The following is a 13,611-nucleotide window of genomic DNA, read 5'->3' as shown; positions in this document are numbered from 1 at the left end:
CACTACTATTCGAAAAACACATTAAAAACACAGTCAGCACACAAAAATAATAAATAACAAAACCCTCCAATAATGAAGGGTTTTGTTATCTATTTTATATTATTTAATTAATTTTAGTTTCTATTTTTTAGCAAAATCCAACCTGAACGCTGCTCCAGTTTCTTATTTGCCGGATTTTCCCACTGAACTCTATACCAGTAAGTCCCTGTAGGCAAATTAATCCCTTTTAAAGATCCTCGCCAAATAACATCTCCTTTTGTTGCCTTGAAGACTTCTGCTCCATATCTATCAAAAATAGAAGCTGCAAAATCTTTATATCCGCTGATTCCACTAAAGTCTATAGTATCATTTTTTCCATCCATATTAGGAGTAATGGCATTGCTGAGTACAAAGGTGAAATAATCTATTGAACTTCCACATTTTGCATTTTTCACTCTAACCATCAAATGATACATTGTGTTATCCAAGACACCATTAAACACATTTGAATCTTGCCAGGTCACACCATTATTTATAGAATACTCCAAAGTTCCTCCCGTTGGATTACTTGCTGTAAGGGTCAATATATTCTTATTATGTACAACATTGATAATTTCAGGAAGATCAGGATTGATAAGCTGTGCTGTAAAGACTTTAGAACACACTCCATTGCTTATAGTTACAGAATAAGTTCCGGCAATTTTTGTAGTAATTGTCTGTGTGGTAGCTCCCGTACTCCACAAGTAAGTATAGTTAGGTCCTGCTCCAGCATCAAGAATTCCATTATCTCCAGCACATACATATACATTTTCAAGTGTAGAAACAATAGCAGGAACTACTTCAATTTTGATCTTAGCAGGAGCAATAGAGCTACATCCGTTTCCTCCTAATGCAAATACAGAATATTCTGTAGTAATTGTAGGTGTTACTACCTGTGTATCTCCGTTTCCGGTAAGCCCTACCCAATTATAGGTAACACCACCTGTAGCGGTAAGAGTAACAGATTCACCGGCACATATTTTCATTTTATCCGCTGAAACCCCGGCTATCGGAGGTCCTACCAGAACTGTAACAGTAGCCGGAGTAGCAGAAGTACATCCATTAGCTCCTACAGCTGTTACCGTATACACTGTGGTCACTGTTGGAGATACAGTTTGTGTACTTCCTGTCCCTGTAAGTCCATTGCCCCAAATATAGGTAGCTCCACCAGAAGCAGTTAAAGTTACAGATTCACCTTCACATATACGAGGCTGAGATGATACAAGCGCCGCTACCGGTTTTACTTTATCCTGATTTACTGTTACCGTTGAAGGATATGAACAACTTAGATTTCCAGGCTGAAATACATTGGAAACAGTTAATGTATACGTGCCTCCTGCATTCACTACGGGTGTGAGAGTATTCCCCCCCGACACAATACTTCCTCCAACTGTAGTCCATATAATAGTAGACCCTGCTGGTACTACAGAAGCAGATGCGTTAAGTGTAATTTGAGGCGTTGTACAAGTAATAGTCTGAGGCGCAGCTATTGTTAAAGTTATTTCTGCGGTTCTCAATAATTGCAAGGAAACTACATAAGTACATCCTCCATTACTAACCCTTACATAGATTGTCTGGTTTGCAGAAGTAGGCGAATATGTTGTAGGAGCTGCAATAACATTACCATTACCGGCATTAGCATCGTTTTGATCTACATAATAATTAAATGTAACTGCTGTAGCCGTAGTAATCTGCCCTTCTGATTCTTTAAGATTATAAGTTAGGCCCGGTTGATAACACTTATGCAGAATAGCATTTTGCACTGTAAATGGCTCTGATACTTCAATAGTGATTGTTGCCGGGTTTTGGGAAGCACATCCGTTAGCTCCAATAGCAGTTACAGTATATGTTGTAGTCACTGTAGGTGATACGGTTTGCGTATTTCCATTTCCAGGAAGACCACCTCCCCAATTATAGGTAGCTCCACCAGAAGCTGTAAGTGTTATAGACTCTCCTTTACAAATTTTCAACTTAGGCGCTGTAAGAGATGGATTAGGCGGAGCACTATTTCCTGTCACCGTTACTGTTGCCACTGTTGTACAAGTAATATTCCCAGGCTGATATACCTGTGATATTGTTAATGTATAAGTTCCCGGTGCATTAATTACAGGATTTAACGTATTTCCTCCTGAAACAATATTCCCTCCTGTAGTAGCCCAGTTAAATGTAGCTCCAGCAGGGTAAACTGAAGCTGAAGCATCCAATGTAATCTGAGAATTAGCACAAGTCAATACCGTAGGAGGTACAATAGACGCTGTCATTTGAGGAGCCTTCACGAGAGTTAACTCGGCTACTTTTGCACAGAAACCATTCATAACTCTTACATATACCTTTCCCCCAGCACTTTGATAAGCAGTAGGATTAGGAATTGTATTAGCATTTCCTGCATCTGCATCTGCCTGTGTTGTATAATATGTAAAGACCGCACCTGTTGTTGTGCTTATTGCTGACTGCGCTACAGGTAAATTAAAGGTAGGATTGCCTGCAACATAACAAGCCGTTAATGTAGCATTCTGTACTGTAGGAGAAGTCCCTCCCACCACAGTAATACTTGCTTCTCCCGGGCACGAGCTTCCCTGTATAAACACTTTAACAGTGTACACACCAGGCTGTGTTGCCGTATAGCTGGCACCAGTTGCTCCGGGAATAGAATTATTATTTAAAAACCATTGATAGGTTACATTAGGTACCTGCACAGAAGCAGTGAACGTTTGTGGTGTATTATCACACATATTCACTGAGTTTGGAAGCTTCACTCCGCCAGGACCAAGAATATTCACCCCTAAATCAAATGATCCCGCATCTAAAAACACAGCTGAATCATAATTAGGATCCTGGAAATCAGCTAAAACCATTTTAAAATGATAGGTTTGCCCAGGAACTACCGTTGCTTTTGCTGTTAATGGAATGGTGCGACCCTCAAAATTAGTTTCAATTTTAGGAATACTATTTGTGCCTCCATAGTAAGCTTCATTCTTAGGTAAGCAATTAGGATACCCTGGACGAATATTCGTTACACTCACCGGCCCTGCCCCACCTGGAAGCACAGCCAAATTGGTATAGGTAGGATCTCCAACTTTTTTCAAAAACAAAGCAAAACCGTCTGTAATATTACATGGGAAATTATCCTGATACTCTTTCGAAGCAAATAAATATTTAAAAGTAATTTCAGAGGAAATAGCAACAAAATCAAATTCTATATAAGTAGCATTCTTCAGTTTGTCAGGTGGAATGCCTAAAGCACCTGCCAGATCATCATCTCCTCCTGTTCCCAAATCATCATTAAGGTCTGCAACAGGAAAATTCCCTGCATTTTTAGCAAATCCTGTAGAAAGAACAATCCCTTTACTGAATGGAAAATTTGTAGTTGCTTTATTAAAGTACCCCCAGCTTCTATTTTGATTAGATGGTGGCAAATTCGGGTATACTACCACATTGCTCACATTATTACTGGCACATCCCCCGCCTGAGATAAGGACATCCTTTACAAGCTGAGTAATACTATAAGAAGACTCAGGATAATTGGAAGTGTTTATATCTATAAAAGTTCCAGCTTTAGCAGCGGCACCATTATTTTTTGGGAGCACACTTTTCTTTACCACTCTGTCCTGGGCAAAAATAAAGTTTCCTATAAAAACAAAAAATAACACTAAAAATAAACTTCCTTTCCTCCTATTTAACATTTTATATTATTTTAAACAAAAATACTATTTTTTTTGATTGAAATTCAATTTAACATTATTTACATTATTACTAATTCAAATTTATTTATCGTAGAATATCAACTTTATTTATTTTAATATCATAAAAAAAGACTGACAAAATAGTCAGTCTTTCAATTATCATTTTAAATTATTCTATATTCTTAAGCAGGATCCAACCTGTTTTCACGGTTAGCAATTTGCTCGCAGGATCTTCGAAAGTAACCTGGTACCAATATGATGAAGACAGTAATCGTTTACCTTGGAAGTAGCCATCCCAATATGGCCTTACCTTCTCAGCCTTGAATACTTCTTTTCCGTAACGGTCAAAGATCTTACCACTGAAATCCTTATATCCGATTATTCCTCTGAAATCAATAATATCATTAATATTATCACCATTCGGAGTGATTACATTTCGCATCACAAAAGTAAAGTATTCAATAAAGCCTACACAACTCGTATTCTTTACTCTAACACGAATGGCAATGATTTCATTTTTAGGCACATTTGTAAATATATTGGAAACCTGCCATGTAGCTCCGTTATCAACAGAATATTCCAATATCCCGTTACTAGGGTTACTCGCTGTAAGAATCATTGTTCCTCTGTCATTATAATTTACATTGATTATTTGAGGAACAATAGCTTTTATAACCTGTGTTTTAAATTCTTTAGAACAAACTCCATTATTGATGGTTACTGTATATTCTCCTGGTTTATTCACGGAAATAGACTGTGTTTTTTCACCTGTATTCCACTCATAAGTATATCCCGTACCAGGACCTGCATCTAAAATAAGTCTATCTCCCTCGCAAATATGACCTCCTTTTAATGTAGAAACAATAGCTGGCACTACCTCTACAGTAACTTCTGCTGGCTTTGCAGACTTACATCCTTGAGCTCCGATAGCATATACAGAGTAAGTTGTTGTTTTAGTTGGGCTCACGGTTCTTGTTCCATCTGTAACAGAAGCTGTATCTTTCCATTCATAGGTTACTCCACCCGTTGCTGTCATCAGTACAGATTCCCCTAAACATATCTTTAGTTTTGCAACATTAAGACCAGCAGTAGGTGTTGCTTCCTTATTTAGAGTAAGCGTTGCCATTCTACTACAAAATCCTCCATTAGTTACAAGAACATGCAATACCTGACCATCTGTTCCGTCATAGGTGGTTAGATTTTTAATATAGTTATTATTTTGAGCCTGTGCATCTGCCAAAGTAGTATAAAAACGAGTTACTGCTCCCGGTGTTGTAGTAATCATTGGAATTGCAGCCTCCAAATCAAAAGTAGTAACAGTAGGAGTTGTACAAAGCTTAAGCACAGCACTCTGAACCGTAGGGCTTGTTCCTCCTATTACGGTAATTTTAGCTTCTCCCGGACACTGGCTTCCAGGGACCATTACTTTTATGGTATACACTCCCGGCTCAGTGGTAACATAAGCAACATTAGTTGCCCCTGGAATTAAAACCCCATCTTTATACCATTGAAAAGTAGTACCAGGAACCAATTCTACTTGAGCCTTTAATGTTTTAGGGCTATTATCACACATGTTGATGGTAGGCGGCAGATTTGCTCCGGTTTCATCTATAATTTTAACTCCAATATCAAATGATCCTCCCTCCAGGAAAACAGCAGAATCCAGACTTCGGTCTTTAGCATCTGCAATAACCATTTTGAAATGGTAGGTTTGTCCAGGAATTACAGTTGCAATCGCAGTCAGAGGAATAGTTCTTCCATAATAATTAATCTCTACACGCGGTGTATTAATTCCTCCAAAATAAGCTTCATTGATTGGGCCACAAGGATACAATGGTCCAGCAGGAACTATATTCGTTGCACTCACTGGGCCTGCACTTCCAGGCAATACAGCTAAATTCGTGTAAGTAGGATCCCCCACTTTTTTCAGCAGAAGGGCAAATGCATCTGAGAATCCTGTACAAGGATAACCTCCGGAATACTCTTCAGAAGCAAATATATAATTAAATCTTACCTGAGTAGAATTAGGAACGAAATCAAATTCAAGAGACACTGCATCTTTCAAATCTACAGTAGCATTAGTAGCAGCCACAAGATCCGGATCACTATCTGAGCCAATAGGCTCAACATCCTCACTTGCCTGGTCAACAAGTACATTTCCTGCCTGCTTAGCATGGCCTGTTGTTAATACAATTCCATCTTTAAAAGGGAAGTTTGTGGTTCCTCTGTTGAAATACCCCCAGAACCTAGTGTCATCGAATATAGTATGGTTAGGAGATACAGTAACATTGGTAATATTTGCTGTTGTACAGGTACTTCCTCCATTAATCAAGATATCTTTTACTATTTGTTCTGGAAAATAACCTGAAGCTGCATAAGGGGGAACATTCACATCTATAAATTTTCCAGCCTTTAAATTTGCCCCTGTTGAAGTTACTTTCGTAGCTCTTCTTCTAGGATTCTCCTGTGAAGAGACAGACACCGAAGTCAGTAAAAATGTTAAAAGAAAAAAGTAGTGTTTAAATCTATAATGCAACATTTTAATTTGATTTTGTCCAAATGTAGCAAAAATAACAATATCAAATCAGCATTTCAGACACATATTACCCACTTTTCAGTAAAAATTCACAATAAATATATTTTATTTTTAAACTAATTGTAAATAAAATACATTCAATCATAAAAAAACAGATCAATTGTATTGATCTGTTCTTATATATACTAGAATTTTTTCAAAGATTCTTATTCCTCTTTTTTTAATTCATCAATTTCATTCTTTAGTTGGGAGATAATATCTTTCAAAGCTTTGATTTCATTTTTATTTGAATTTACATTGCTTTTCAGAATTACATTTTTGGCTTTTTCATTGTGGTCTTCTTCATCTTCTTCTTCATTAATCTCTTCTATATCTTCACTAATTTCCTCAATGTCTTCCTGGATATCCTCGATATCTTCATTAATCTCTTCAATATCCTCACTAATTTCTTCAATATCCTCGCTGATTTCCTCAATATCTTCCTGAATGTCTTCGATGTCTTCCTGGATATCTTCAATTTTTTCGTGGCTTTTATTGACAGACATCTGAATAAAAATCGCCAGATAAATAGCTTCCAGAGAAAGTACCGTAGTAAGGATCAGAAGCATTTTATCAAAATCAACAATATGCATCATCGGAAGCAAAAAAGAAGTAACAAACAAGAGAGTATGGACTATCAAAGACTGAATAGATCCTATCCATGAGGTAATACTATCTGCTATTTTTTCCAGAACTTCTGTTTTCTCGTTATATTTTTTCATCCTTTTAATTTTTTACAACAGTTCTTTGGTTACTCCTAATCCAAACAGGGCAAAATCATATTTTGCAGGATCTTTATCATCAAATTTTCTGATGGCTACATCCAATTCTTCCACTGTTTTCCAGTCATTCTGCGTTCTTTCCAGTAATCCCAGTTTTCTTGAGATATTTCCGGTATGCACATCTAATGGAATAGACAGGTATTTCTGATCAATATCTTTCCAGATTCCAAAATCTACTCCACGTTTATCCTTACGTACCATCCATCTTAGAAACATAATGATTCTTTTGGCTGAAGAGTTTTTGTAAGGTGAGCTGATATGTTTATGACTTCTATGTTTTTCGGTCTCCAGAAAACCACTTCTGAATCTTTCTATGGCATGTTGAAAGTTCGTTTCAGATTCTTTTACTTTAAATAAATCTTCCAGGCTTTCATGTTCTGTATAAATCCTGTTAAACTGCTTGATAAAATAGGAAAAATCTTCTCCATTAAAGGTTCTGTGGATACTTTTATCCTGAATATCTTTTAAATCTTTCTCAGAATAATTCATTACAAAATCATAAGGAGAATTCCCCATAATATCCAATATTTTATTGGCAGAATTGATGATAGATTTTCTATTACCCCAGGAAATAGTTGCTGCTAAAAAACCTGCAATTTCAATATCCTGCTTTAATGAGAAACGATGCGGAATTTGTATTGGGTCATTTTCTATAAAATCAGGAGCGTTGTATTGGTCTGCCTTTTCATCCAGAAAGCTTCTAAGCTCTTCAAACTTCAACATATTATTTTAAATTTTTACACTTTCCAGAGCTTTTGGCAGGAATGAATTAGGAAAAATGTTTCTTGCCTCATCAGTAAACACCGTCAAATCTGCATATCTGTTGGAAAAATGCCCCAAAATAAGTTTTCCTACCTGAGCCTTTTGAGCAATTGTTGCCGCTTCTAATGCAGTGGTATGTCCGGTATAATCTGCCATTTCCTTCAAATCATGGAGGAAAGTAGATTCATGATACAGAACCGTCACATTTTTTATAATGGGAATAACACTTTCAAGATAACGGGTATCACTACAGAATGCATAAGATACAGATGGAGCCGGTTCAAGGGTCAATACCTCATTTTTAAGAACATATCCGTCACTTAATACGAAGTCTTTTCCTGCTTTTATATTGTGATAATCACAGCTTTCGATTTCACTATACTTTGCAATCTCTTTCATATTCAAATGCCTGTCTTTTGGTTTTTCTTTAAAAAGATAACCGTTACAGTAGATTCTGTGATCCAGAGGAATCGTATACACTTCTACTCTGTTGTCTTCATAAATCTTTTCTGAATAATCTTTATCCAGTTCATGATAAACCACCTCAAAACCACGATGCGTTTCCGTAATCTGGAAAATAGTTTCCATCATCTTTTTGATTCCTTTCGGACCATAAACATGTAAGGGATTATCTCGTCCTAAAAGTCTAAAAGAGGCAATAAGTCCCGGAAGGCCGAAACAGTGGTCTCCGTGAAGGTGAGAAATAAAAATATGGTTAATTTTTGAAAATCTGGCTTTTGCTTTTCTCAGCTGTACCTGTGTTCCTTCTCCACAGTCGATCAGGAAGAGCCTTTCTTCCATTTCCAGCAGCTGGGCTGTTGGTGACGTATTGATGGTCGGAATCGCTGAATTAAAACCTAATATTGTTAAATAAGTACTCAAATCAATAGTTTCTTGTAACAAATGTACGACAGAAATTTTAAAACATATATTTTACCTTTACATTTCAACAGGAAATGCATAAAAAAAGTCACTTTTCCATAAAGGAAAAATGACTTTTATATACCTGTAGTATTGATTACTTTACTTTTAAAAAGTCCATAAACAGATCTAACGCCTGCTTACGGTGGCTGATTTTGTTTTTATCTTCCGGTTCCATTTCTGCAAAGGTTCTGTCATATCCTTCAGGAACGAAGATCGGATCATACCCGAATCCTTTTAATCCTTTATTTTCTGTCAGTAGATTTCCGTGAACTCTTCCTTCAAAGTATTGGGCTCCGTTTTCATCATAATAGCATAAAACTGTAACGAAGTACGCTTTTCTGTTTTCTATTCCCTGCATTTCTTCCAACACCTTTTCGATATTTTTAGCAAAATCGTGATCTCCGGCGTAGCGGGCAGAAAATATCCCAGGTCTTCCGTCTAGAGATTCTACAACAAGTCCGCTATCATCACCCAAACTTGGAACGCCTGTCTTTTCAAAACAATATTTAGCTTTAATAAGGGCATTGGCATGAAAAGAGTCTCCATCTTCTACAATCTCTTCGTGAATATTATAATCTGTAAGGCTTTTAACAATACAATCATTCCCTAAAATCTGCTGAATCTCTTCTTTCTTATGCTCGTTGTGTGTAGCTACCAATAATTCCATTTCTATATTCATTTTCAATTTTACTTTTTAACTATTGCTGATTACATTTCAGAATAATGCACTTTATATTTCTTCATAAAAAGGTAGTAGAATAAAGAAAAAAGTACAATTCCTACAGCTAAAATCAACCATTCTGAAACATTAAAAACTTTCGCAAAACTTTCATCTTTACCGTACAGCACCAATAACGACAAGGTCAGATTATTAAATGCATGTAATAATATCGGCATCAGTAAAGATTTTGTTTTATGATACACCAATCCCAAAACACATCCCAGCATTACTGCGCTGATAAACTGCCATGGATTTCCGTGAACAACTCCAAAAATAATGGACGCATACACAATAGCTTTCCATGGTGCTACCCCTTTATTTATAAGCCCTTTCTGAATAATTCCTCTGAAGATAATTTCTTCAAAAATGGGAGCCATAATCACTGTCATGATAATCATTACCACCGGATTATCCGTTAGTGAGCTCATAAGCTGAATGAAATATTCATAAAAGTCTCCGAAAAATGGACCTGATGTTGGAATCAGCGTTGTCGTAAACTCTGAAACAAGCATCATCCCAGCCATCATTGGAAAAATAAGGAGATACGTAGAAAAGTTAACTGATGAAAGATTAAAATTAAGCTTCTTTTGAGTAGTCCTTCTCACGATGAAAAAGTCGAAGAAAGCAATTGCAGAAACAAATCCTACAGAATTGGCTACCATGAGAAACCAATCTTTCAATTCAAGATTTTCTTTGAAAGCTACTTTCCAAAAGGTACTGAATAAAGATACAGCCATCGTTCCCACAAACAATCCAACCACTAAAGTAACAGCGCCCAGCCATGTGAAAGTAAACTTCGGATACCTGCTATTTTCCATTCTTTTTCTCTGTAAAAGTTTATTGAAACAAAGATAATTTTTTTGAATGCTACAGGCAACTAAAAAGGAAAATACTTAAATTAGCCTCCATTGCCATGAATATCACAAAAACAAATACAGAAATCCCTTTCCCAAGTCTTGAATCTAAAATTAACTGGTGGGTTACTTCCCTTCTGCAGATAACATTCTTTGGACTTTTCTTATTCTTCTTCTGTCTTTTTGTTCTTGGCCCTGTTTACGGGATTTATAAAAGAGGATGGGAAGCTATGCTCTCAGCAGCCTTAGTCTGTTGGACTATTTCATTACTCATTTTAATCCCCGTTATCCGATATTTTTTTATAAAAAGAAAAAAGGTAGCCAATAAAATAGTAATTGATGGTTCCGGACTTTTATTTTTCAATTCAAAAAATCAAGTTGCAGAACAGATTTTATATAAAGAACTGAGTTCTTCAAAACAAGACTTTGACATTTATACGGTTGCTCCGGTAGGTTCAAGCATGGTTCCTTTGCTAGAAGTTTCCCTACAACAAGAGAAAAAATATGATGAAATCAGGCGTATTGATATGAACCTTCCCCTTCATGTGGTAAAGAATAAAGTACCATTGTATGCTCACTTCATTCATGGAATCTCAGTTTTTCGTCCTGATTTAAAAATAGACCCAATGGTTCTCAGAACCTTTTCTATTAACCCAAATACATGGGAGATTAAAAAAAGTAAAGGAATTTCATCAGGCAGCTGGCTTTTAATTCTGGCAGTCTTAGTTATTACTGGGCTTATTTGTGGATTTGTATTTTTATTATCCAGATAAATGATGAATATGACTGAAAAATTTCAAACACTGGAATCGAAAATCAATAAGCCAGTTACTCTTTTTCTTATGGGAATTCTCTGGATAACTGTTATACTGATTATTGTAGTAATTGGATTTGTTTTCGACCATATTTTCAATAATTTCAGACCATATTCAGAACATGATCTTGGCATCTTTTTCACTCTTCTTGTTGCCCAGCTTCTTCTTATATTTTGCTGTATCACTTTGATAATAGTCTTGACCTATAAAAGAAAACAGAAGGCACGAAAAGCCATTGTAGATGAAAAGGGAATAACATTCTATAACAATAGGAGTACCATCATTGAAATGATATTATATAGTGATCTTCAGTCTGCTCGAAACTCCTCTGATGATGTACATGTCTACAATACCCAAACAGTAAAATACGGTAAAACAACATTGCAAATTTACCTGAAAAACAAAGCAGGAGAAATTACACCAACAACTGTAGATTTTAATTTTGAACTGGTAATTCTGAGCAATCGATATGATTTGTATCGTCAATTTTTAATGGGTATTCAACACTTTCGTCCGGATCTGAGAATAAGCACACAGACAATTGAACAATATAATCTTACTTCAGAACCGCAAAAAATTGAATTTGGAATATTTGAATATGTTATGGCGGCCATTTTTATACTGATTGCTGTTGGATTGGTTTATATTTTTATGTTACTGATAAAAACTATGGTTTGATAAGCTGTGTCAGAGAAAGTCCAACTATTATTCATTATTCTGATGCGTGACTCATCGTAATCCAATCAACCATATCAAGGTTTAAAACCTTGACATGGTTTGATCTTTCCGCAACCTCTTCAAGCTAATTAATATTTTATTTGAAAACCTCGTAAAAAATCACGATTTTTGCAACTTCAAAATACGATATGTCAGACTTAATCAAAGAAATACAAAAAAGAAAGACCTTCGGGATCATTTCCCACCCGGATGCCGGAAAAACAACACTTACTGAAAAGCTTCTTCTTTTCGGGGGTGCAATTCAGGAAGCAGGTGCGGTAAAATCCAACAAAATAAAAAAAGGAGCTACCTCCGACTTTATGGAAATTGAAAGACAGAGAGGAATCTCTGTAGCAACTTCCGTATTGGCTTTTGAATATAGAGACCATAAAATCAACATTCTAGATACTCCCGGTCACAAAGACTTTGCAGAAGATACCTACAGAACATTAACAGCTGTAGATTCAGTAATTGTCGTAATTGACGTTGCAAAAGGGGTTGAGGAACAAACTGAAAAACTGGTTAAGGTTTGTAGAATGAGAAACATTCCGATGTTGGTATTCATCAACAAACTTGACCGTGAGGGTAAGGATGCCTTTGATCTTTTGGATGAAGTAGAGCAAAAACTTGGATTAACAGTTTGTCCACTTTCTTTACCAATTGGTATGGGAAGCGACTTCCAAGGAATTTATAATATCTGGGAAGACAATATTCAGTTATTCTTAGAAGAGAAAAAACAGAAAGTTGGCGATTCTATTAAGTTTGATGATATTAATGATACTTCAATAGATGACGTAATCGGTGAGAAAGCTGCTGCTACTTTAAGAGAAGAGCTTGACCTGATTCAGTCTGTTTACCCTGAGTTTAATCGTGAAGATTATATGAAAGGTGATCTGCAACCTGTATTCTTCGGGTCTGCCTTGAATAATTTTGGAGTTCGTGAATTATTGAATGCTTTCATCGACATTGCTCCGATGCCACAGCCTAAAGAAAGTGATACCCGTTTAGTAAAGCCGGAAGAAAGCACTTTCACGGGATTTGTATTTAAGATCCACGCCAACATGGATCCTAAGCACAGAGACAGATTGGCTTTCGTAAAAATTGTTTCAGGAACATTCAAAAGAAACGAAAACTATCTATTGGTAAGAGAGGGTAAAAAGATGAAATTCTCATCTCCAAATGCTTTCTTTGCTGATAAAAAAGAGGTAGTGGAAGAAAGTTTCCCTGGTGATATTGTTGGTCTTCATGATACGGGAAGTTTCAGAATTGGTGATACTTTGACTGGTGGTGAAAAGCTAAGCTTTAAAGGTATTCCTAGCTTCTCTCCGGAGCATTTCCGTTATATCAATAACAATGATCCACTTAAAGCTAAGCAATTGGCAAAAGGTATCGATCAGTTGATGGATGAAGGAGTTGCCCAGTTATTTACGTTAGAAATGAACGGAAGAAAGATCATCGGAACTGTAGGAGCCCTTCAGTACGAGGTTATCCAATACCGTCTGGAGCATGAATATGGTGCAAAATGTACTTATGAGCCTCTTTCAATGCATAAAGCTTGTTGGGTAGAAGCTGATGAGAAATCTGAAGAGTTTAGAGAATTTGCAAGATTAAAGCAAAGATTCCTTGCCAGAGATAAATACAATCAATTGGTATTTTTAGCTGATTCTTCTTTCACCATTCACATGACGCAGGAGAAATTCCCGAATGTGAAGCTTCACTTTATCAGTGAGTTTAGAGAGAATTAATTAAAAGCTAAATTT

At 36.3% G+C, this 13,611-nt stretch carries 10 protein-coding genes; 3 read left to right on the top strand and 7 right to left on the bottom strand.

Annotation, left to right across the window (positions count from 1 at the left end):
• Positions 1 to 113: 113 nt before the first annotated feature.
• From BLS98_RS01680 to BLS98_RS01650, 7 genes are all read right to left on the bottom strand, one after another.
• A complete protein-coding gene (locus BLS98_RS01680; protein ID WP_089732965.1) occupies positions 114 to 3,701 on the bottom strand; it encodes a choice-of-anchor L domain-containing protein in 3,588 nt (1,195 codons plus the stop codon).
• 169 nt (positions 3,702 to 3,870) lie between these two features.
• Complete coding sequence (locus BLS98_RS01675; protein ID WP_089732963.1) at positions 3,871 to 6,240, bottom strand: choice-of-anchor L domain-containing protein; 2,370 nt, start codon at positions 6,238 to 6,240, stop codon at positions 3,871 to 3,873.
• 203 nt (positions 6,241 to 6,443) lie between these two features.
• The gene (locus BLS98_RS01670; RefSeq protein WP_089732961.1) at positions 6,444 to 6,998 is read right to left on the bottom strand and encodes a DUF1003 domain-containing protein; all 555 of its coding nucleotides are present in this window, start codon (positions 6,996 to 6,998) and stop codon (positions 6,444 to 6,446) included.
• A 12-nt stretch (positions 6,999 to 7,010) separates the two neighbouring features.
• Positions 7,011 to 7,781, bottom strand: a complete 771-nt coding sequence (locus BLS98_RS01665; protein WP_394331773.1) for a TIGR02757 family protein — start codon at positions 7,779 to 7,781, stop codon at positions 7,011 to 7,013.
• A 6-nt stretch (positions 7,782 to 7,787) separates the two neighbouring features.
• Positions 7,788 to 8,702 carry a ribonuclease Z gene (locus BLS98_RS01660; RefSeq protein ID WP_089732959.1) on the bottom strand — a complete coding sequence of 305 codons (915 nt, stop codon included), beginning with the start codon at positions 8,700 to 8,702 and terminating at the stop codon, positions 7,788 to 7,790.
• A 136-nt stretch (positions 8,703 to 8,838) separates the two neighbouring features.
• Complete coding sequence (gene rdgB / locus BLS98_RS01655) at positions 8,839 to 9,423, bottom strand: RdgB/HAM1 family non-canonical purine NTP pyrophosphatase (RefSeq protein WP_394331772.1); 585 nt, start codon at positions 9,421 to 9,423, stop codon at positions 8,839 to 8,841.
• Positions 9,424 to 9,452: 29 nt separating this feature from the next.
• Positions 9,453 to 10,283: a CPBP family intramembrane glutamic endopeptidase gene (locus tag BLS98_RS01650; protein WP_089732957.1), complete on the bottom strand. Its 831-nt coding sequence runs from the start codon at positions 10,281 to 10,283 to the stop codon at positions 9,453 to 9,455.
• A gap of 95 nt (positions 10,284 to 10,378) precedes the next feature.
• Here BLS98_RS01650 and BLS98_RS01645 point away from each other — a divergent pair, with 95 nt between their 5' ends.
• From BLS98_RS01645 to BLS98_RS01635, 3 genes are all read left to right on the top strand, one after another.
• A complete protein-coding gene (locus BLS98_RS01645; protein WP_089732955.1) occupies positions 10,379 to 11,092 on the top strand; it encodes a hypothetical protein in 714 nt (237 codons plus the stop codon).
• Positions 11,093 to 11,101: 9 nt separating this feature from the next.
• Complete coding sequence (locus BLS98_RS01640) at positions 11,102 to 11,812, top strand: hypothetical protein (protein ID WP_139166058.1); 711 nt, start codon at positions 11,102 to 11,104, stop codon at positions 11,810 to 11,812.
• Positions 11,813 to 12,000: 188 nt separating this feature from the next.
• Positions 12,001 to 13,596 (top strand): peptide chain release factor 3, encoded by a 1,596-nt coding sequence (locus BLS98_RS01635; protein WP_089732951.1) that lies wholly within the window; start codon positions 12,001 to 12,003, stop codon positions 13,594 to 13,596.
• Positions 13,597 to 13,611 lie beyond the last annotated feature (15 nt).

The organism is Chryseobacterium jejuense, assembly GCF_900100075.1.
Classification (GTDB): domain Bacteria; phylum Bacteroidota; class Bacteroidia; order Flavobacteriales; family Weeksellaceae; genus Chryseobacterium; species Chryseobacterium jejuense.
The sequence above is the reverse complement of the archived record's forward strand: the minus strand, read 5'-3'. Positions and strand labels throughout refer to the sequence as shown.

What these genes read in the sequence shown, in the direction of transcription:
- BLS98_RS01675 (WP_089732963.1), bottom strand. Translation starts at nt 6,240, where the DNA reads ATGTTGCATTATAGATTTAAACACTACTTTTTTCTTTTAACATTTTTA.
- BLS98_RS01665 (WP_394331773.1), bottom strand. Translation starts at nt 7,781, where the DNA reads ATGTTGAAGTTTGAAGAGCTTAGAAGCTTTCTGGATGAAAAGGCAGAC.
- rdgB (WP_394331772.1), bottom strand. Translation starts at nt 9,423, where the DNA reads ATGAATATAGAAATGGAATTATTGGTAGCTACACACAACGAGCATAAG.
- BLS98_RS01650 (WP_089732957.1), bottom strand. Translation starts at nt 10,283, where the DNA reads ATGGAAAATAGCAGGTATCCGAAGTTTACTTTCACATGGCTGGGCGCT.
- BLS98_RS01670 (WP_089732961.1), bottom strand. Translation starts at nt 6,998, where the DNA reads ATGAAAAAATATAACGAGAAAACAGAAGTTCTGGAAAAAATAGCAGAT.
- BLS98_RS01645 (WP_089732955.1), top strand. Translation starts at nt 10,379, where the DNA reads ATGAATATCACAAAAACAAATACAGAAATCCCTTTCCCAAGTCTTGAA.
- BLS98_RS01640 (WP_139166058.1), top strand. Translation starts at nt 11,102, where the DNA reads ATGACTGAAAAATTTCAAACACTGGAATCGAAAATCAATAAGCCAGTT.
- BLS98_RS01635 (WP_089732951.1), top strand. Translation starts at nt 12,001, where the DNA reads ATGTCAGACTTAATCAAAGAAATACAAAAAAGAAAGACCTTCGGGATC.
- BLS98_RS01680 (WP_089732965.1), bottom strand. Translation starts at nt 3,701, where the DNA reads ATGTTAAATAGGAGGAAAGGAAGTTTATTTTTAGTGTTATTTTTTGTT.